The following is a 19444-nucleotide window of genomic DNA, read 5'->3' as shown; positions in this document are numbered from 1 at the left end:
GGTCTGTTGCCGTTTCACGCACGGCCCTACGGGTGGGGCCGCCTAGGTTGTGCGGGAAATCTCGCCATGCGTCGTTGGAGGACTTGGCAAGGGAACACGCGGACGGCTAGTCCATTCCTTGCGCCCTCCGCCTAGCGGATCGCCGCCCGGCCTGGCGAGATTTCTCGCGACAACGCGGCTCGCGTTGAAGCGGCAACAGCGGCAACAGACCCTAGCCAAGCCGCTGCAGCGTCGCGGGCAGTAGGGCGAAGGGTCGCAGCCGGCTTCGGGCCGGCGCCCCGTGAGCCTGTTATCATCCGCGGCAACTGGTTTTCTGGAACGTGCAAATGCCCCGCGAAATTCGCATCGCCACCCGCAAGAGTGCCCTGGCCCTGTGGCAGGCCGAACACGTCAAGGCTCGCCTCGAGACAGCCCACCCGGGTCTGCAGGTGAGCCTGGTACCTATGGTCAGCAAGGGCGACAAGCTGCTCGATGCACCCTTGGCCAAGATCGGCGGCAAGGGCTTGTTCGTCAAGGAGCTGGAAACCGCCCTGCTTGAAGACCAGGCCGACATCGCCGTGCATTCGATGAAAGACGTGCCGATGGATTTCCCGGAAGGTCTTGGCCTGTTCTGCATCTGCGAGCGTGAAGACCCGCGTGATGCCTTCGTCGCCAATACCTATGACAGCCTCGACGCGTTGCCGGCCGGCAGCGTGGTCGGCACCTCCAGCCTGCGTCGCCAGGCTCAACTGCTGGCCCGCCGTCCCGACCTGAAAATCCATTTCCTGCGTGGCAACGTCAACACCCGTCTGGCCAAGCTGGATGCCGGTGAGTACGACGCCATCATCCTGGCTGCCGCGGGGCTGATTCGCCTCGGCTTCGAAGCGCGCATCCGCGCCTCCATCACCGTCGAGCACAGCCTGCCGGCGGGCGGGCAGGGCGCGGTGGGCATCGAATGCCGGGTTGCCGATACCGAGTTGCAGCAGCTGCTGGCGCCGCTCAACCACATCGAGACGGCGTTGCGCGTGACCGCCGAGCGCGCCATGAACAAACGCCTCAACGGCGGCTGCCAGGTGCCCATCGCCAGCTACGCCATTCTCGAAGGCGAGCAGCTGTGGCTGCGTGGCCTGGTCGGTGAGCCCGATGGCAGCCGCCTGCTGCTCGCCGAACAGCGCGGCTCGGCTGCGGACGCCGAGCGCCTTGGCATGGAGGTCGCCGAAGCGCTGCTGGCCCAGGGCGCCGGCGACATTCTCAACGCCATCTACGGCGAGGCGGCTGGCGAGTGAGCTCCTGGCGCTTGCTGCTGACGCGCCCGGAGCAGGAGTGCCAGGCGCTGGCCCAATCGCTCGCCGGCGAAGGTATCCATGGCGCCTGCCTGCCCCTGCTGGGTATCGAGCAACTGCCGGAAACGCCCCGGCACAGCGCCACCATCTGCGAGCTGCACCGCTACACGGCTGTGATCGTGGTGAGCAAGCCCGCCGCCCGCTTCGGGCTCGCGTTGCTGGATCGCTACTGGCCGCAGCCGCTTGCCGATCAGCCCTGGTTCAGTGTCGGTGCCGGCACTGGGCAGATGCTCGTCGACTATGGCCTGAGGGTGTTCTGGCCGAGCGCCGGCGACGACAGCGAAGCCCTGCTGGCGCTGCCCGAGTTGCAGGCGGCGCTCAAGGACGCGATGTTTCCCCGGGTGCTGATCATTCGCGGCGAGGATGGCCGCACCCTGCTGGCCGAGCGCTTGCAGGCGCAAGGCGTCGAGGTGGACTATCTGCCGGTCTACCGCCGTGTGCTGCCAGCCTACCCCGCCGGTACGCTGCAGCGGCTGATACAGGTGGAACGCTTGAATGGGCTGGTGGTCAGCAGTGGGCAGGGCCTGACGCATCTGCAGCAACTGGCGGCGGATGACTGGCCCACGCTGGCGCAGCTACCCTTGTTCGTGCCCAGCCCGCGCGTCGCCGAAATGGCTCGCGCGCGCGGCGCGGTTGATGTTGTGGATTGCCGTGGTGCCGACACCGCGGCGTTGTTGGCGGCCTTGCGTGCGCAGGCTTCGCCCGACTCTTGAAGCAAAGGATGGATACGTGAGCGAAGCGACTCCCCCAACGAGCAGGATCGGCCTGTGCAGACCGCCCCCGAATCGTCCCCAACCGTTGCCGAGGCCAAGCCGGCGGCACGCGGTTCGGCGATTGCCGCCGTGGCCCTGTTGGTCGGCGCCGTCGGTGTCGGCGTCGGCGGTTGGAGTGCCTGGCAATTGCACACCCTGCAAGGCGAGGCACAGCAACAGTCCGGCCAGCTCGAGCAGGCCCGCAGCCAGACCCAGGCATTGGCGCAGCGCACCGAGAGCCTCAATGGTCGCTTCGAGCAATTGCCCAGCGTGGAGGAACTCGAGGAGCGTCGCCAACTGGTGGCGCAACTGCAGGGTGACCAGCAATTGCTCAATCGCCGCCTGGAAACCGTGCTGGGTGCCAGCCGCCAGGACTGGCGACTGGCCGAGGCCGAGCACCTGCTGCGCCTGGCCAGCCTGCGCCTGTCGGCGTTGCAGGACATCAACAGCGCCACCGCGTTGGTCCAGGCGGCCGACGAGATCCTGCGTGACCAGGATGACCCGGCGGCCTTCGCTGCCCGCGAGCAACTGGCCAAGAGCCTGGAGGCGTTGCGCGCCACCGACAACCCCGATCGCACCGGGCTGTTCCTGCAGCTCGGCGCGCTGCGCGAGCAGGCCTCGCAACTCAATTCGCTGAACCCCAAGTTCGTCGCCGACGGTGGTGTGCTCGGCGAGCTGGCGGCCGAAAGCGAACCCGGCACCTGGTGGGGCAAGGCGCTGCACAAGCTCTCGCTGTATTTTCGCCTCGATTTCGATGCCGATCGGAACGTGCGCCCGCTACTGGCCGGGCAGAGCCTGACGCAGGTGCGCCTGGCCCTGAGCCTGGCGCTCGAGCAGGCCCAATGGGCGGCGCTGCATGGCCAGACCCAGGTCTATCGGCAGGCACTGCAACAGGCCGCCGAGGTACTGGATGCCAACTTCAACCGTGACAACCCGGACAGCCGCGCCCTGCGCACCCGCGTTAGCGAGCTGGTCGAGCAACCCATCGAGATCAAGGCGCCCGAGCTCAGCGAATCGCTCAACGCCGTGCAGGCCTATATCGAGCACAAGCAGTCGGCGCGTGAGCGCCTCAAGGATGCCCCCGGCGAGGATAGCGGGGAGGAGCGCCCATGAAGCGCGTGTACCTGCTGTCGCTCACCGTGCTGGTGATCGGCGGGCTGGCGCTGCTGGGCCTGGCCATCTCCGAACATCAGGGCTACGTGCTGTTCGCCTACAAGGGGTTTCGCTACGAGTCGACCTTGTGGGCCTTCGTGCTGCTGATCGTCGCGATCGTCCTGGCGTTATGGCTGCTGCGGGTTTTGCTTCGAGCTGTGCTGGTGTCGGTCGGGCTGATCAACCCCTGGTCGCGACTGCACCGCGAGCGCCGGGTGCGCAGCGCCTCCGAGCACGGCTTTCAGGAGCTGATCGAAGGCCGCTGGAGCAAGGCGCAGACGCACCTGAGCCGCATCGCGCGCAACGAACCGCGCCCCCTGATCCACTACCTGGGCGCTGCCCGAGCGGCCCACAACCTCGAGCATTACGAACAAAGCGACGCCCTGCTCGAGGAGGCGCTGCAGCGCCAGCCCAATGCCGAACTGGCGATCGCCCTGACCCACGCCGAGCTGCAACTGGCGCGTGGTGAAGTCGACAACGCCCAGGAAACCCTGCAGGTGATGCACGAGCGTCATCCGCACAACCCGCAGGTGCTGCGCCAACTGCAGCAGCTCTACACGACCCGGGGCGACTGGCAGGCAGTACTCAAGCTGCTGCCGGTATTGCGCAAGGAAAAGGCCATGGCGCCTGCCGAGCTGATGGCGCTGGAGCGCCGCGCCTGGCGTGAATACCTGCTCGGTCTGGATTTCAACGAGGCGGGCGATGGCGCGTTGCCGTCCTTGGCCCAGGCCTGGGAACGCCTGTCGCCCAGCTTGCGTGGCGAGCCCGAGTTGCTGGCGGTGTACGCCGATCGCCTGCGTGCCCTCGGCGCCGAGCCGGGTGCCGAGGAGCTGCTCTACAAGGCCTTGAACCGGGAGTATGACAGCCGCCTGGCACGCCTATACGGATTGCTGCGTGGCCGTGATTCGGCCAGGCAACTGCAGGCTGCCGAAGGCTGGCTCAAGCAACATCCCGATGATGCCGGTTTGCTGCTCACCCTGGGGCGGCTGAGCCTGCATAATCAGCTGTGGGGCAAGGCCCGTGATTACTTCGAGGCCAGCCTGACGCTCGAACGCCACCCCGAGACCTGTGCCGAGCTGGCGCGCCTGCTGGCGCAGCTGGGGGAAGTGGAACGCAGTAACCGTTTGTTTCAGGAAGGCCTGGGGCTGCTCGACCGCCGCCTGAGTGGTCAGGGCGTGAGCGTGCCGCCCGTATCCACCGCCGCTGAGCCCCAGCGTACGTCACTTCAGGGCTGACCTGGGGCCGTGCGCGTCGGCCAGGCCGGCGCCGCTTCGGTCCCCCTTGAAGGGCAATCGAAGCGGGCATAACCTGAGACGAAATGAGAGGTCGGACTGCGCCCAGAATCATGCTAGTGTCCGGACTCGGCTGCACGTTCAAGGATCGACTCGTGGTGCGTTGCCGTCGCTGCCTGCCATGGCCCGCAGTGATTTTCGGCCAGTGGAATGGTGCCAGGTGGCCAGCCAACTTCCGATTCGTGGCGAAGACAGGTTGAACGACGGTCTGAGCCGCGATGCCTACAGGACTTACTCATAAGGGAGCGGATCACCATGCTCGAAAGTTGCCAGAATGCGCAGGAGCGGTGGGGCGGCGTACACCTGATGATCGATCGCTGGCTGCAGGAACGTGCCGAACTGATCAAGGCCTACGTGGCCATCGATGACGTCAGCGACAAGGCGGTGATGCAGCGATTCTGCGAATACCTCGTCGACTACGTTTCCGCCGGCCATTTCGAGATCTACCAGCAGCTCACCGAAGAAGCCCGGGCGTTTGGTGATCAGCGCGGCCTGGAACTGGCCAAGCAGATCTACCCGCGTATCGAGGTGATCACCGAAGCGGCCCTGGCCTTCAATGACCGTTGCGATGACGGCGATTGTGGCGATGTCGACTCGGTGAGCGGTGAGCTCAAGCGCCTGGGCAACATGCTCCACGAGCGCTTCGAACTCGAGGACTGCCTGATCGAAGTCCTGCACACCGCCCACAAGCAGCAGGCCACCGCCGCCGCCGTATGAGCCACGACGCCGCGATCATTCGCGGCGTCGTCGTTTCAGGCCCTCGCGAGGCATTCGCCGGTGCTTGCAAAGTGCCTCTGGCGGGCGCAAATTTCACCCACCCATGTATGGCTTTATCCCATCCGCCTGGAGGCGCGTCATGCCGGCCACAAAGAACGTGAAGAAGAAATCGGTCACCACCCCTTTGCATCTGCTGCAGCAACTCTCCGCAAGCTTGCTCGAGCACCTCGAGAACGCCTGCTCGCAAGCGCTGGTAGATGCCGAGAAGATTCTCGCCAAACTGGAAAAGCAGCGCGGTAGCGCGCAGGAAAACCTGCACAAGGCGCGCGGCAAGCTGCAGTCGGCAGTGGCCGACGGCAAGGCCAGGGCGCAGGCCAAGGCCAAAGCTGCGGTGGACGAGCTGGAGGGCGTGCTCGATGCGCTGCAGGCTCGCCAGACCGAGACCCGTCAGTACATCGTGCAGCTCAAGCGCGATGCCCAGGAAAGCCTGAAACTGGCCCAGGGTGTTGGCAAGGTGCGTGAGGCGGCTGGCAAGGCGCTGTCCAGCCGTGACAAGGCCCAGGCCAAGCCGGTTGCCGCCAAGGCGGCAGTCAAGCCTGCGGCTACCAAACCAGTTGCCAAGGCTGCAGCAAAACCTGCCGCTGCCAAACCGGTGGTCAAGGCAGCGGCGAAGCCGGCTGCTCAAACTGCGGCCAAGCCGGCCACCAAAGCGGCTGCAAAACCTGCTGCCAAACCAGCTGCTCAAGCCGCCGCAAGATCGACTACCGACCAACCGGCGGCCAAGTCTGCCGCTAAACCTGCTGCCGCCAAAGCCACGGCCAGGCCAACTGCCAAAGCGACTGCAAAAACCACCGCTGCCAAGCCAGCAGCCAAGGCTGCGGCGAAACCCGCTGCTCAGCCGGCCGCTCAGGCAGCTGACAAACCTGCGGCCAAGGCTGCAGCTAAGCCGGCCGCCAAACCACTGGCCAAAGCCGCCGCGAAGCCCTCTATCCAGGCGGCGAAGCCGGCTGCCGCCAAGCCTGCAGCCAGCAAACCCGCGGCCAAGCCTGCTGGCAAAGCCACTGCTGCCAAGCCGGTAGCCAAGCCTGAGGCCAGCAAGCCTGCCGTCGCGCCGGCGAGCGAGCCTGCCGCTGCTGCCACCAGTGCTGCCAACGGCGCAACGCCACCCGCCAGCAACTGATTGGGCATCCCGAGCCTGCGAGCCTTCTGCGCTCGCAGGCTCAGCAACTCGCCTTCCTTTCAAAGGCGCCCTCGGGTGACCCTTCCTCGCGCCGAATACGCGTTTTCTAATTTTGCCCTTTAGGGTGCCTGGTGAGCTGTGTCGTGCAGGCCATCTCCCAAGCTTCTGTAAGGCGCACCTTGCCGAACGTTACCGCCAGCAATAAGCCGCTTGTCTCTGCCCGCCGCCCTGCCCCTGCCGACCAGCGGTCGCCAGCCAGCAAGTGGTGGCTCGCGGGTCTGGGCGCCTGTGCCTAGGCTGGCCAGGAAGGGCTGGCTTATTTCCACACCCTGATGCGCCTGGAGGAGCAAGCGGAACAGCGCGGCAGGAAACAGGTCAATGAACAGGTCGAGGCGGCCAATGGCCAGATCGATGAAGCCGAAGCAGAATGTCCGTTGTGAAGAACCAGGTCGCCGCCCGCATCGAAAAGATCGAGCAGGCCTTCGATTCACGCGTGGCTGGCGCGCATTGAACCGTCTTGCGTCCCCGCCCGGCAGGAGATCCAAAGCCTGTCTGCGAAGCTGGATGAGCTGAGCGTGTTACCTGAGCGTGTCGCGCGTACCCAATAAGGAGAGCAGGATGGCCGTCAAAAAGAAAACCGAGAAACAGACCAGCTCGTGGATCGGCGAGGTTGAAAAGTACTCGCGGCAGATCTGGTTGGCAGGCTTGGGCGCTTACTCCAAGGTCAGCAAGGACGGCACCAAGCTGTTCGATACCCTGGTCAAGGATGGCGAAAAGGCCGAGAAAGCCGTCAAGAGCAGCGCCGGTAAGCAGCCCGATGCGCTGACCTCGTCCGCCGGCAGCACCCGCTCGCGTGTCGATGAGGTGAAGGGCAAGTGGAGCGAGCTCGAGGAGGCATTCGACAAGCGTCTCAACGGTGCCATTTCTCGCCTCGGCGTGCCGAGCCGCAATGAGGTCAAGGCGCTCAACGACAAGGTCGACCTGCTCACCCGTCAGCTGGAGGCGCTGACCGGCGCGTCAAGCAAGGCGTCGGCCAAACCGGCGACGAAGAAGGCAGCGGCCAAGCCGGCCACGAATTCGGCGACCGCGACCAAGGCGACTACCAACAGCAAGATGGCCAGCACCGCCGCTGCGAAGCCAGCCGCCACACCCGCCGCTGCCAAATCTGCAACTGCCAGGAAAGCGCCGGTGAGCAAGCCGGCAGCCGCTACCAAGACCCCGATCAAACCAGCAGCTAAAACGACTGCCAAGCCCGCGGCTAGATCGGTGGCCAAACCCGCCGGCAAGGCAGCCAGCAAGCCGGCAGCGAAGAAACCGGCGGCGAACAAGGCCGCCACGGCACCAGCGACGCCGATCACCACGCCTGGGACAGCGACTACTGACGCTTCTGACGCTCAGTCCTGAGGCGGTCGCTCGTCTGCCAAACGCCCGATCCCGTATCGGGCGTTTCTGTTTTCGGCTGGCGTTTTCGACCAGGCGGGAGTCAGGCCCGTTCTACCGACCGGCGGGATGTCAGAGCATCAGGCGCACGGCCGACTCGTCGGGGTCGCGGGATTGGCCGGCGGCGGCCAGGGCGTCCAGGTAGTCACGCCACAGCTCGTCCTGGCGCAGGGCCAGTTGGTGCAGGTAGTCCCAGCTGAACAGCCCGCTGTCGTGGCCGTCATCGAAGGTCAGCTTGAGGGCGTAGTTGCCGGCGGGCTCGATGCCGACCAGCGCAACGTTCATCTTGCCGGTCTGCAGAATGGGCTTGCCATGGCCCTGCACCTCGGCGGACGGGGAGTGCACGCGCAGGAATTCGGCGGGCAGCCGGTAGCTGTCGCTGCCATAGTGCAGCTCCAGAATGCGCGAGGCCTTGTGCAGCTTGATCGAGGTGGGGATGCGCATGGAATAGCTCCAGGCTGCAAGCCCCAAGCTGCAGTACGATCAAGGCAGAGTGCCCATCACTTGAGGCCTGCAGCTTGCAGCTTGCCGCTGCTCTTAGAGGATGTAGCGCGACAGGTCTTCGTCCTGCGCCAGTTCGCCCAGGTGGCTGTTCACGTAGGCGGCGTCGATGCGGATGGTCTCGCCGCCCTGCTGGCCCGCCAGGTCTCCGGCGCTGAACGACACCTCTTCGAGCAGGCGCTCCAGCAGGGTGTGCAGGCGACGGGCGCCGATGTTCTCGGTCTTCTCGTTGACCTGCCAGGCGATCTCGGCGATACGCTTGATGCCGTCCTCGACGAACTCCACGCTCAGGCCCTCGGTCTGCAGCAGCGCCACGTACTGCTCGGTGAGCGAGGCGTGGGGTTCGCTGAGGATGCGCTCGAAATCTTCCGGGCTCAGCGCCTTGAGCTCGACGCGGATCGGCAGACGGCCCTGCAGCTCCGGCACCAGGTCGCTTGGCTTGCTGAGGTGGAAGGCACCCGAGGCGATGAACAGGATATGGTCGGTCTTGACCATGCCCAGCTTGGTGTTCACGGTGCAGCCTTCGATCAGCGGCAGCAGGTCGCGCTGCACGCCTTCGCGGGACACGTCGGCGCCGCCAGCGTTGGCACGCTTGGCCACCTTGTCGATCTCGTCGATGAATACGATGCCGTGCTGCTCGACCGCCTCCAGCGCCTTGGCCTTGAGTTCTTCCTCGTTGACCAGGCGACCGGCTTCCTCGTCACGCACCAGCTTGAGGGCGTCCTTGACCTTGAGCTTGCGGCTCTTCTTCTTGCCCTTGCCCATGTTGGAAAACAGGTTCTGCAACTGGCTGGTCATTTCTTCCATGCCGGGCGGGGTCATGATCTCGATGCCGGCGGGGCTGTCGGCCACCTCGATATCGATTTCCTTGTCGTCCAGCTGCCCTTCGCGCAGGCGTTTGCGGAACAGTTGACGGGTGTTGGAATCGCCGTTCGGCGCCGCTTCCTCGGCGAACCCGCTGCGTGCCGGTGGCAGCAGGGCATCGAGGATGCGGTCTTCGGCGGCGTCTTCGGCGCGGTGGCGCACGCGGATGATTTCCTGCTCGCGCAGCATCTTCAGGGCCGCATCGGCGAGGTCGCGGATGATCGATTCGACGTCACGGCCGACGTAGCCGACCTCGGTGAACTTGGTGGCCTCGACCTTGAGAAACGGCGCGTTGGCGAGCTTGGCCAGGCGACGGGCGATCTCGGTCTTGCCGACACCGGTGGGGCCGATCATCAGGATGTTCTTCGGCGTGACCTCGGCGCGCAGTTCGGCGGGCAGCTGCATGCGCCGCCAGCGGTTGCGCAGGGCAATGGCCACGGCGCGCTTGGCATCATCCTGGCCAATGATGTGGCGGTTGAGTTCGTGAACGATTTCGCGGGGTGTCATGGACATGAGCGGGCTCCGATCCGGACTGGCTTAGATAGCCGAGTCCAGCTCCTCGATGGTCAAATTCTGGTTGGTGAACACGCAGATCGAGCCAGCGATGCCCAACGCGGTTTCGGCGATCTCGCGGGCGCCCAGTTCGTCGCTACCTTTCTGCAGCAGCGCCAGGGCTGCTGCCTGGGCAAAGCCGCCACCAGAGCCCATGGCGATCAGTCCATGCTCGGGTTCGACCACGTCGCCGTTGCCGGTGATGATCAGCGAGGCATCCTTGTTGGCCACGGCGAGCATGGCTTCCAGGCGGCTCAGGGAGCGATCGGTACGCCAGTCCTTGGCCAGTTCGACGGCGGCGCGTACCAGGTGGCCCTGGTGCCTTTCGAGCTGCGCTTCGAAGCGTTCGAACAAGGTGAAGGCGTCGGCGGTGGCACCGGCGAAACCGGCGATCACCTGACCGTGGTAGAGGCGACGAACCTTCTTGGCGTTGCCTTTCATCACGGTGTTGCCGAGCGAAACCTGGCCGTCGCCACCCATGACGACTTTGCCATGGCGGCGGACTGAAACGATGGTGGTCAAGGGGAGAGTCTCCACGCTGCGGGGCGAAATGGCCCTGATGACTCTCAAATGGGGGCCCGCCGCGGTTTTTCAACCGGCGGCGGGTTAGCGGGCCCTTGAAAAGCGTAGGCGAGGCCGCCGATGCGAGGCAAAACAGGCTAAAAAGCGCAGTTTACCTGTTGTAAATGAGCATTTTTAGCCTGTCTTAACGAAGCAGCGGCAACGCAGGTAGCTTTTCAATCGCCTGTTAAAGGGGATCAGCGTAGCTGGCGCCGCTGCAACAGCAGGTTGCCGAAACCGCCGGCCGCCAGGGTCTTCTGGGCGCTGGCCAGTTGTTCGCGGTTGGCGAAGGGGCCGACTAGTACGCGGTGCCAGGTCTTGTCCGCCACGGTGCCGGATTCCACCCGCACGTTCTGGCCGAGCAGGATGATCTGCGCGCGCATGCTTTCGGCCTTGTCCTTGCTCGGGAACGAGCCGGCCTGCAGGAAGAATTGGGTGGTCAGCGGAGCCTGACTGGTTTCTGCTGGTTTGGCCACCGGCGGCGCCGGCGGTGGTGTTTCGCCGTTGAGCGCCGCCTGGGCGCGGGCTGCGTCGATCTTGGCGGCCTCTTCAGGGGTTACCGGCTTCGGCTCAGGCGTGGGTGTGGTAGGCGGCGGCACGGCATCCGGCGGCACGATCACCTCCGACTCCGGCAGCAGGGTGTAGAAGTCGTACTTGGGCTTGCCCGGCTCCTGGCTGGTGGCAGAGGGCGTCGGCTTGGGCGTGGTGCTGGCGCGCTCGGGTTGTGGCTTGTCTCGCTTGACCGCTTCGTCGCCCGGCTTGAGGTTGAGCAGCAGGGTAACGAACACGCCCACGGCCAGGCCGCAGGCGAGCCAGATCCAGCCGGGTACCGGGCGTTTGCTCGGGGCCTTGTAGCGGCTGGCGCCGCGCTTGGGTGCTGGCTTCTTGCGGGCGGCCACTTACATGCGCTCCAGGGTTTCCAGGCCCAGCAGTTGCAGGCCTTGCTTGAGGGTACGGCGGGTCAGGGCGGCAAGACGCAGGCGGCTCTGGCGGGTGCCTTCGTCTTCGGCGCTGAGCACCGGGCAGTGTTCGTAGAAGCTGGAGAACAGCCCGGCCACGTCATAGAGGTAGGCGCACAGCAGGTGCGGCGTGCCCTTGTCCGCGACACTGCTCAGCACTTCGCCGAACTGCGCCAGCTTGCCGGCCAGTTCGATTTCCTGGGGAGCATGAAGTTCGATATGGCCGCCGATCTCCTCGATGCCCTTGCCCAGCTTGCGGAAGATGCTCGCGGTGCGGGTGTAGGCGTACAGCAGATAGGGCGCGGTATTGCCCTCGAAGCTGAGCATCAGCTCGAAGTTGAAGCTGTAGTCGCTGGTGCGGTGCTTGGACAGGTCGGCGTACTTCACCGCACCGATGCCCACCGCACGGGCGATCTGCCGCAGTTCGGCATCATCCAGCTCCGGGTTCTTGGCCTTGACCAGCTCGTAGGCGCGCGACTCGGCTTCGTCGAGCAGGTCGATCAGCTTCACGGTGCCGCCGTCGCGGGTCTTGAACGGGCGGCCATCGGCGCCGTTCATGGTGCCGAAACCCATGTGCTCCAGGTCCATGCCCTCGTGCACGAAGCCGGCGCGACGGGCGACCTCGAAGGCCATCTGGAAATGCAGGGCCTGGCGCTGGTCGACGAAGTACAGGGCGCGGTCGGCCTTGAGCACCTGGCTGCGATAACGCATGGCCGCCAGGTCGGTGGTCGAGTACAGGTAGCCGCCGCCGGCCTTCTGCACGATCACCGGCAGCGGGTTGCCTTCGGCGTTCTTGTACTCGTCGAGAAAGACGCACTGGGCGCCGTTGTCCTCGGTGAGCAGGCCCTTGCTGCGCAGGTCGGCGACCACATTGGCCAGGTCGGCGTTGTAGGCGCTTTCGCCCTTGACGTCGGCGGGGGTCAGCTTGACGCCCAGGCGGTCGTAGGCCTTCTGGCAGTGGCTCAGGGAAATGGTGTTGAAGCGGTTCCACAGGCGCATGCACTCCGGCTCGCCGGCCTGCAGCGCCACGACCAGGGCGCGGGCGCGCTCGGCGAATTGCGGGGATTCGTCGAAGCGTTTCTTGGCCGCGCGGTAGAAGCCTTCCAGGTCGGCCAGCTCGCTTTCCGCGGCGGCCGGGTTCTCTTCCATGAAGGCCAGCAGCATGCCGAACTGGGTGCCCCAGTCGCCCACGTGGTTCTGGCGGATCACCTCGTCACCGAGAAATTCCAGCACCCGCGCCACGGCGTCGCCGATGATGGTCGAGCGCAGGTGGCCAACGTGCATTTCCTTGGCCAGGTTCGGCGACGACAGGTCGACGACCACGCGCTGCGTCGGGCCGCTCTTGCGCACGCCGAGGTGCTCGTCGGCCAGGGCCGCTTCCAGGCGCTCGGCCAGGGCGTCGCTGTTCTGGAAGAAGTTGAGAAAGCCGGGGCCGGCGATCTCGACCTTGCTGATCTGCGCATCGGCAGGCAGCGCGTCGATCAGCTTTTGGGCCAGGTCGCGGGGCTTCATGCCGGCCGGCTTGGCCAGCATCATGGCGATGTTGCTGGCGAAGTCGCCGTGGGTCCTGTCGCGGGTGTTCTCCACCTGGATCGTCGGGCTCAGGCCGTCGGGCAGCACGCCTTCGGCGCTCAGGCGGGTCAGGGCTTGCTGGATCAGGTGGCGAATGCTGTCTTTCATATTCGGCTCGGGTTGCCTTGGGGCTTTGATCGAAAACTGCACATTATAGAAGTAGCGGCAGGCTGCAGGCCACAGGCTTCAGGCAAGCGTATCGGCCTATGGCTTGCAGCTCGTGCCCTGCAGCCTAGAAAAGATCGATCGGGTCGACATCCAGCGACCAGCGCACCGCGCGCCCGCTGGGCAGGCTTTCCAGTACCAGCAGCCAGTGCGCCAGCAGCTTGTGCAACGGCGCCCGGGCGTTGCCCTGCAGCAGCAATTGCGCGCGGTAGCGCCCGGCGCGCCGCTCCATGGGCGCAGGCACAGGGCCCAGCAGTTCGATGCCGCTCAGCGCCAGTTCACCCAGCAACTGCTCGGCCTCGCTGCAGGCTTCGTCGAGGAAGCCTTCGGCCTGACCGGGCTTGTGCGCCTCGGCGCGCAGCAAGGCCAGGTGGCAGAACGGCGGCAGGCCGGCGGCGCGGCGTTCGCTCAGCGCCTGGTCGGCAAAGGCGAAGTAACCCTGTTCGGTCAGCTGCACCAGCAGCGGATGGTCGGCCAGGTGGCTCTGGATGATCACCTTGCCCGGCTCCTCGGCGCGCCCCGCGCGGCCAGCGACCTGGACGATCAGCTGGGCCATGCGCTCGCTGGCGCGGAAGTCGGCGGAGAACAGCCCGCCGTCGGCATCGAGGATCGCCACCAGGGTAACGCGCGGAAAATGGTGCCCCTTGGCGAGCATCTGGGTGCCGACCAGGATGCACGGCTCACCGCGCTGCACGGTGTTGAACAGGCTGTTCATTGCCTCCTTGCGTGAGGTGCTGTCGCGATCCACGCGCAGCACCGGTACGTTCGGAAACAGAATCTCTAGGCGCTCCTCGGCGCGTTCGGTGCCAGCGCCGACCGGGCGCAGGTCGACGTTGTTGCAGCTCGGGCAGTTGCTGGGCTGGCGCTCGGCGTGGCCGCAATGGTGGCAGCGCAGCTCGCGGCTGCGCTGGTGCACGGTCATGCGCGCATCGCAGCGCGGGCATTCGGACAGCCAGCCGCATTCGTGGCACAGCAACGTCGGCGCAAAGCCGCGGCGGTTGAGGAACACCAGCACCTGCTGGCCGGCCGCCAGGGTCTGGGTGATGGCCTGCTGCAGCGGCGGCGACATGCCGGCATCCAGCGGGCGGCTCTTGATGTCCAGGCGCAGGAAGCGCGGTGGCTGGGCACCGCCGGCGCGCTGGTTCATGCGCAGCAGGGCGTAGCGGCCGCTGTGGGCGTTGTGCAGGCTCTCCAGGGAGGGCGTGGCCGAGCCGAGCACGATCGGCACGTTTTCCTGGTGGGCGCGCACCACGGCCAGGTCGCGGGCGTGGTAGCGCAGGCCTTCCTGCTGTTTATAGGAGGCGTCGTGCTCCTCGTCGATGATGATCAGCCCGGGGCGCTTCATGGGCGTGAACAGCGCCGAGCGGGTGCCGATGATGATGTCGGCCTCGCCGTCGCGCGCCGCCAGCCAGGCATCCAGGCGCTCGCGGTCGTTGACCGCCGAATGCAGCAGGGCGATGCGCGCGTTGAAGCGGCGTTCGAAGCGCGCCAGGGTCTGCGGGCCCAGGTTGATCTCGGGAATCAGCACCAGGGCCTGTTTGCCGGCCTCGAGCGTTTCGCGGATCAGCTGCAGATAGACCTCGGTCTTGCCGCTGCCGGTCACCCCGGCCAGCAGGAAGGCGTTGAAGCCCTCGAAGCCGGCGCGTACCGCCTCGGCCGCGGCGCGCTGCTCGGCGTTGAGCGGCAATTCCGGCTGGGCCAGCCAGTTGGCGTGGCGTTCCGGGCTGCTCAGGCGGCGTACTTCGACGCGCACCAGGCCCTTCTCCTGCAGCAGCTGCAGGCTGTCTCGGTTGATCTGCAACTGGCTGAGCAACTGGTGGGCGACGCCGTGGGGGTGCTGGGCGATGGTCTTCAGGGCTTCGCGCTGGCGCGGCGCGCGGGCCAGGCGCGGGTCATCCAGGCGGGCGTCCTTGGCGATCAGCCAGAAGCGCTCCTGGCGGGCTTCGGCGGGCTCGCCCTGGCGCAGCAGCACCGGCAGCGCCCAGCTCAGGGTGTCGCCCAGGCTGTGCTGATAATACTGGGCGGTCCATTGGCACAGGCGCATCAGCGCCGGTGGCACAGGGGCTTGCAGATCGAGCAGTTGCAGTGCGGGCTTGAGCTTGTCCGCCGGCACCTCGCTGTGGCCTGTGACCTCGATCAGCACGCCGATCATCTCCCGGCGGCCGAAGGGCACGCGCAGTCGTGCACCGGGCTGCAGGTCGCGGGCCGACACGCCGGGGGGGCGAGGTAGTCGAACAGCCGGCGCAGTGGCGAGGGCAGGGCGAGTCGCAGGATGACGTCGGGCACGCAGAGGCTCCAGGCAGGCGAGGCGCAATAGTAACAGGCCATGTGCGACGGCCGGTAACAGCGGGTTAGTTGCATCAACGGCCGGCTCTGGTATGATCCGCGGCCAACCTAAGTGCGGTACCTGACAATAGTGTCGGGTGGCGGCACAAAACCTGAGGAAGAATCATGAAAGCCGATATCCATCCGGAATACGTCGCCATCGACGCCACCTGCAGCTGCGGCAACGTCATCAAGACCCGCTCCACCCTGGGCAAGCCCCTGAGCCTGGACGTCTGCTCCGAGTGCCACCCGTTCTACACCGGTAAGCAGAAGGTGCTGGACACCGGCGGCCGTATCGATCGCTTCAAGCAGCGCTTCGGTGTGTTCGGCGCCAAGTAAGCGACCGAGCAGCGAAAGAGGCCCACATGGCTGTTTTCGCATCATTGAAAAAGGCGTCCCTGGTGGGCGCCTTTTTCGTTTCTGTCTTTTGCCTGCCGGCCCATGCACTCTGCCCGGCGCCCGGGAAGTTGCCGCAGGCCAAGGTGCAGCGTGTGGTGGATGGCGACACCCTGCGCCTGGTCGATGGCCGCAACGTTCGCCTGATCGGCCTCAATGCCCCCGAGTTGGCACGCAAGGGGCGGCCGACCGAGCCGTTCGCCGAGGCTGCCCGTGAACACCTCACCGAGCTGGTGGCCGCCAATGGCGGTCGAGTTGGTGTGCAGGCCGGTGAGCAGAAACAGGATCGCTACGGGCGCACCCTGGCCCACCTTTACGACAGCCAGGGCCGCAACCTGGAAGCGCAGCTGCTCGCCGAAGGGTTGGGTCAGATGGTGGCGATCATGCCCAATGTGTCGCTGGTCGCTTGCCATCGCGAAGCCGAGCGCCAGGCGCGCAACGCCCGGGCCGGCCTCTGGGCGCAGTTGCGGCCGCTGCCGGCTCGCGCGGTGCGCACGGGTGGCTTCGTATTGCTCGAGGGGCAGGTACAGCGCGTCGAGCGCAATCGTGGCGGTGTGTGGATCGAACTGGGCAATTCTGTGGTGCTGCGTATTGCGCCGCCTGTGCTGGATAGCTTCGAGGCATCGCTGTTGCGGGATCTCCAGGGCAAGCGGGTCGAGGCCCGCGGCTGGATGATCGACCGCTCCCGCGGTGGCGGCCTCAAGGCCGGCCAGGCGCGCTGGATGTTGCCCCTGACCCACGGCGCCATGCTGGAGGTGTTGCAATGAGGCTGTGCCTGCTGATCCTGATGCTGGCGACCCTGGCCGGCTGTGCGGTGAATCCGGCCACCGGACGTACCGACTTCGTGATGATGAGCGAGGCCCAGGAGCTGTCCCTCGGCCGCGATGCCCATCAGCAGATTCTCAAGCAGTACCCGCGTTACCCTGATGAAGCCCTGCAGGCCTATGTCCAGCAGGTTGGTGAGCGCGTGGCGCGACACAGTCACCGTGGCCAGCTGGACTATCACTTCACCGTGATCGACAGCCCGGACATCAATGCCTTCGCCCTGCCGGGCGGCTACATCTATATCCATCGCGGGCTGATGGCCTACCTGGGCTCGGAGGCCGAGCTGGCGGCCGTGCTCGGCCACGAGGTCGGCCATGTGACCGCCCGCCACGGGGTGCGCCAGCAAAGCCAGTCGACCGCCTGGGGGCTTCTCGGCCAGGCGGTGGCCATGGGCACCGGCGTTGGCGCCGCCGCGGACGTCACCGGTGTGCTGGGCAATGCCGTGGTGCGTGGCTACGGCCGCGACATGGAGCTGGAGGCCGACGGCCTCGGCGCCCAGTACCTGGCCCGCGGTGGTTATGACCCGCAGGCGATGATCGAAGTGGTCAAGGTGCTCAAGCTGCAGGAAGACTTCGCCCGTGACCAGGCTGCGGCACGCGGCGAGCAGCAGCCGGTTGGCAGCTACCATGGCCTGTTCGACACCCATCCGGATAACGACCGCCGTCTGCAGCAGGTGATCGGCCCGGCCCGTGCGCTGGTCGCCGGGCAGCAGGAGGTCAATCGCGAGGCCTTTCTGAAACGGCTGCAGGGCTTGCCATTCGGTGATTCGGCCGAGAGCGGCATTCGTCGCGGCGAGCGCTTCTATCACCGGGATCTCGACTTCACCCTGACGTTCGCCAAAGGCTGGAGCCTCATCAACGAGCCGCAGCAACTGGTCGGCCAGTCGCCAGACCAGCAGGTGCTCGTCGCCATGATGCTGGAAGACAATCCGCGCCGGCTGGACGCCGCGACCCTGCTGAGCCAGCGCATCGGCGGCAGACGCCTGCGCGGTGGCGAGCCGCTGCAATTGGCCGGTTTGCAGGGTTATACCGGTCTGGTCGAGGGCACTGCGCCGCGCCGGGTGGCGGTGATCGTCAAGGACGACAAGGCCTACCTGTTCGTCGGTGCGGCCAAGGGTCGGGCCGCGAGCGCGGCGGAAGACGCCCAGATGCTGGCGGCGATCAGCAGTTTTCAGCCGCTGCAGCCGGCCGAGCGCAAGCTGGCCGAGCCGCTGAGGTTGCAATTGCTGCGCGTCAGCCCAGGGCAAACCGTCAAGGCCCTGGCGGCAGGCAGCGGCCTGCCCGGTGACGGCGAGGCGACCTTGCGGCTGCTCAACAATCTTTATCCACAGGGCGAGCCGCGCCCCGGTGAATGGTTCAAGACGGTTCGCTGAGGCACGTTTGCAGGCTGACTGCATAGTCTTGTGCAGGCCCCTGAACTTTGCGTATCCTCGGCCGCCTGCCAGTCCATAGCCCAAAAAAGCGGAAATGCCACTATGTCTGATCTGAAAACTGCCGCTCTCGAATACCATGAGAAGCCCCGTCCGGGTAAGTTGAGCGTCGAGCTCACCAAACCCACCGCCACTGCCCGTGACCTGTCGCTGGCCTACAGCCCGGGTGTCGCCGAGCCAGTGCGCGAGATCGCTCGCGATCCGGAGCTCGCCTACCGTTACACCGGTAAAGGCAACCTGGTGGCAGTCATTTCCGACGGCACCGCAATCCTCGGCCTGGGCGACCTCGGCCCGCTGGCTTCCAAGCCGGTCATGGAAGGCAAGGGCGTACTGTTCAAGCGTTTCGCCGGTGTCGACGTGTTCGACATCGAGGTCGATGCCGAAAGCCCGCAGGCCTTCATCGACACCGTCAAGCGCATCTCCATCACCTTCGGTGGCATCAACCTGGAAGACATCAAGGCGCCCGAGTGCTTCGAGATCGAGCGCGCGCTGATCGAGCAGTGCGACATCCCGGTGTTCCACGATGACCAGCACGGCACCGCGATCGTCACCGCAGCCGGCATGCTCAATGCCCTGGAAATCGCCGGCAAGACCCTGCCGGAGGCCAAGATCGTCTGCCTCGGCGCCGGCGCCGCCGCCATCTCCTGCATGAAATTGCTGGTGAGCATGGGTGCGAAGGTCGAGAACATCTACATGATCGACCGCAAAGGCGTGATCCACGCCGGCCGCGACGACCTGAACCAGTACAAGGCGGTATTCGCCACCGAAACCGACAAGCGCACCCTGGATGATGCCCTGACCGGCGCTGACGTATTCGTCGGCCTCTCCGGCCCGGATCTGCTGAGCGCCGAAGGCCTCAAGCTGATGGCGCCGAACCCGATCGTGTTCGCCTGCTCGAATCCGGATCCGGAAATCAAGCCGGAGCTGGCCCACGCCACCCGCGACGACGTGATCATGGCCACCGGTCGTTCCGACTACCCGAACCAGGTCAACAACGTGCTGGGCTTCCCGTTCATCTTCCGTGGTGCGCTGGACGTTCGTGCGACCCGCATCAACGAAGAGATGAAGATCGCCGCCGCCAACGCCCTGCGCGAGCTGGCCAAGCTGCCGGTGCCCCAGGACGTGTGCGATGCCTACGGCGGCATCAAGCTGGAATTCGGCCGCGAGTACATCATCCCGAAGCCGATGGACGCTCGCCTGATCAACGTGGTCTGCGATGCCGTTGCCAAGGCCGCCATCGAGAGCGGCGTGGCGACCCTGCCGTATCCGAAGCACTACCCGCTGCAGTCGGTCGACGACGTGTTCAAGGGCTGAGTCGTTCAGCTGATATAAAAAACCCGCTTCGGTGGGTTTTTTTAGGGGTTTCTATTGGCTACAGGCTACCGGCTCTTGCCTGTCGCTTGCAGCTTGCAGCTTGCAGCTTGCAGCCTTTAGCTGTTT

At 65.8% G+C, this 19444-nt stretch carries 16 protein-coding genes and 1 pseudogene; 11 read left to right on the top strand and 6 right to left on the bottom strand.

What is annotated here, in order from left to right; translation table 11 throughout:
- Nucleotides 1-326: 326 nt before the first annotated feature.
- The 7 genes from hemC (at nt 327) to SA190iCDA_RS00710 (ending at nt 7819) form a co-directional block, all read left to right on the top strand.
- A complete protein-coding gene (hemC, locus tag SA190iCDA_RS00740; RefSeq protein WP_070885951.1) occupies nt 327-1265 on the top strand; it encodes a hydroxymethylbilane synthase in 939 nt (312 codons plus the stop codon).
- Nucleotides 1262-2035 (top strand): uroporphyrinogen-III synthase, encoded by a 774-nt coding sequence (locus tag SA190iCDA_RS00735; RefSeq protein ID WP_070885952.1) that lies wholly within the window; start codon nt 1262-1264, stop codon nt 2033-2035. The genes hemC and SA190iCDA_RS00735 overlap by 4 nt, the downstream gene beginning before the upstream one ends.
- 12 nt (nt 2036-2047) lie before the next feature.
- A complete protein-coding gene (locus tag SA190iCDA_RS00730; protein WP_419203870.1) occupies nt 2048-3187 on the top strand; it encodes a uroporphyrinogen-III C-methyltransferase in 1140 nt (379 codons plus the stop codon).
- Nucleotides 3184-4461 carry a heme biosynthesis HemY N-terminal domain-containing protein gene (locus SA190iCDA_RS00725; RefSeq protein WP_070885954.1) on the top strand — a complete coding sequence of 426 codons (1278 nt, stop codon included), beginning with the start codon at nt 3184-3186 and terminating at the stop codon, nt 4459-4461. The genes SA190iCDA_RS00730 and SA190iCDA_RS00725 overlap by 4 nt, the downstream gene beginning before the upstream one ends.
- Before the next feature lie 312 nt (nt 4462-4773).
- Nucleotides 4774-5235, top strand: a complete 462-nt coding sequence (locus SA190iCDA_RS00720; protein WP_070885955.1) for an Rsd/AlgQ family anti-sigma factor — start codon at nt 4774-4776, stop codon at nt 5233-5235.
- 139 nt (nt 5236-5374) lie between these two features.
- The gene (locus SA190iCDA_RS00715) at nt 5375-6415 is read left to right on the top strand and encodes an AlgP family protein (protein WP_070885956.1); all 1041 of its coding nucleotides are present in this window, start codon (nt 5375-5377) and stop codon (nt 6413-6415) included.
- A gap of 618 nt (nt 6416-7033) precedes the next feature.
- Nucleotides 7034-7819 (top strand): phasin family protein, encoded by a 786-nt coding sequence (locus SA190iCDA_RS00710; protein WP_070885957.1) that lies wholly within the window; start codon nt 7034-7036, stop codon nt 7817-7819.
- A 108-nt stretch (nt 7820-7927) separates the two neighbouring features.
- Here the strand turns inward: SA190iCDA_RS00710 and SA190iCDA_RS00705 are convergent, their stop codons facing one another.
- The 6 genes and pseudogenes from SA190iCDA_RS00705 to SA190iCDA_RS00680 form a co-directional block, all read right to left on the bottom strand.
- Nucleotides 7928-8299 (bottom strand): gamma-butyrobetaine hydroxylase-like domain-containing protein, encoded by a 372-nt coding sequence (locus SA190iCDA_RS00705; protein WP_070885958.1) that lies wholly within the window; start codon nt 8297-8299, stop codon nt 7928-7930.
- Nucleotides 8300-8392: 93 nt separating this feature from the next.
- Entirely contained in the window at nt 8393-9733 is a 1341-nt protein-coding gene (hslU, locus tag SA190iCDA_RS00700) for an HslU--HslV peptidase ATPase subunit (protein ID WP_070885959.1), read from the bottom strand.
- Nucleotides 9734-9757: 24 nt separating this feature from the next.
- A complete protein-coding gene (hslV, locus tag SA190iCDA_RS00695) occupies nt 9758-10294 on the bottom strand; it encodes an ATP-dependent protease subunit HslV (protein WP_070885960.1) in 537 nt (178 codons plus the stop codon).
- 236 nt (nt 10295-10530) lie between these two features.
- On the bottom strand, nt 10531-11232 hold the full coding sequence (locus tag SA190iCDA_RS00690; protein WP_070885961.1) for an SPOR domain-containing protein: 702 nt from the start codon (nt 11230-11232) through the stop codon (nt 10531-10533).
- The gene (gene argS / locus SA190iCDA_RS00685) at nt 11233-12972 is read right to left on the bottom strand and encodes an arginine--tRNA ligase (RefSeq protein WP_070885962.1); all 1740 of its coding nucleotides are present in this window, start codon (nt 12970-12972) and stop codon (nt 11233-11235) included. It lies immediately after the preceding gene.
- Nucleotides 12973-13096: 124 nt separating this feature from the next.
- Nucleotides 13097-15315 (bottom strand): annotated as a pseudogene (locus SA190iCDA_RS00680) (primosomal protein N').
- A 165-nt stretch (nt 15316-15480) separates the two neighbouring features.
- Between SA190iCDA_RS00680 and rpmE the strand changes: the two are divergent.
- From rpmE to SA190iCDA_RS00660, 4 genes are all read left to right on the top strand, one after another.
- The gene (rpmE, locus tag SA190iCDA_RS00675; RefSeq protein WP_070885964.1) at nt 15481-15693 is read left to right on the top strand and encodes a 50S ribosomal protein L31; all 213 of its coding nucleotides are present in this window, start codon (nt 15481-15483) and stop codon (nt 15691-15693) included.
- Nucleotides 15694-15719: 26 nt separating this feature from the next.
- A complete protein-coding gene (locus SA190iCDA_RS00670; protein WP_070885965.1) occupies nt 15720-16517 on the top strand; it encodes a thermonuclease family protein in 798 nt (265 codons plus the stop codon).
- Entirely contained in the window at nt 16514-17947 is a 1434-nt protein-coding gene (locus tag SA190iCDA_RS00665; protein WP_070885966.1) for a M48 family metalloprotease, read from the top strand. The genes SA190iCDA_RS00670 and SA190iCDA_RS00665 overlap by 4 nt, the downstream gene beginning before the upstream one ends.
- A gap of 102 nt (nt 17948-18049) precedes the next feature.
- Nucleotides 18050-19318, top strand: coding sequence for a malic enzyme-like NAD(P)-binding protein (locus SA190iCDA_RS00660; RefSeq protein ID WP_070885967.1), 1269 nt, complete (start codon nt 18050-18052; stop codon nt 19316-19318).
- The last annotated feature ends 126 nt before the right edge of the window (nt 19319-19444 follow it).

The sequence above is a fragment of the Pseudomonas argentinensis genome (genome assembly GCF_001839655.2).
In the GTDB taxonomy this organism is placed as follows: Bacteria; Pseudomonadota; Gammaproteobacteria; order Pseudomonadales; family Pseudomonadaceae; genus Aquipseudomonas; species Aquipseudomonas argentinensis_B.
Note: the sequence above shows the minus strand (reverse complement) of the source record. Positions and strands in the feature narration are given on the sequence as shown.

Coding starts and splice junctions, on each gene's coding strand:
- hemC (WP_070885951.1), top strand. CDS start 327: ATGCCCCGCGAAATTCGCATCGCCACCCGCAAGAGTGCCCTGGCCCTG.
- SA190iCDA_RS00670 (WP_070885965.1), top strand. CDS start 15,720: ATGGCTGTTTTCGCATCATTGAAAAAGGCGTCCCTGGTGGGCGCCTTT.
- hslU (WP_070885959.1), bottom strand. CDS start 9,733: ATGTCCATGACACCCCGCGAAATCGTTCACGAACTCAACCGCCACATC.
- SA190iCDA_RS00660 (WP_070885967.1), top strand. CDS start 18,050: ATGTCTGATCTGAAAACTGCCGCTCTCGAATACCATGAGAAGCCCCGT.
- SA190iCDA_RS00725 (WP_070885954.1), top strand. CDS start 3,184: ATGAAGCGCGTGTACCTGCTGTCGCTCACCGTGCTGGTGATCGGCGGG.
- SA190iCDA_RS00720 (WP_070885955.1), top strand. CDS start 4,774: ATGCTCGAAAGTTGCCAGAATGCGCAGGAGCGGTGGGGCGGCGTACAC.
- SA190iCDA_RS00705 (WP_070885958.1), bottom strand. CDS start 8,299: ATGCGCATCCCCACCTCGATCAAGCTGCACAAGGCCTCGCGCATTCTG.
- rpmE (WP_070885964.1), top strand. CDS start 15,481: ATGAAAGCCGATATCCATCCGGAATACGTCGCCATCGACGCCACCTGC.
- SA190iCDA_RS00665 (WP_070885966.1), top strand. CDS start 16,514: ATGAGGCTGTGCCTGCTGATCCTGATGCTGGCGACCCTGGCCGGCTGT.
- SA190iCDA_RS00710 (WP_070885957.1), top strand. CDS start 7,034: ATGGCCGTCAAAAAGAAAACCGAGAAACAGACCAGCTCGTGGATCGGC.
- SA190iCDA_RS00715 (WP_070885956.1), top strand. CDS start 5,375: ATGCCGGCCACAAAGAACGTGAAGAAGAAATCGGTCACCACCCCTTTG.
- argS (WP_070885962.1), bottom strand. CDS start 12,972: ATGAAAGACAGCATTCGCCACCTGATCCAGCAAGCCCTGACCCGCCTG.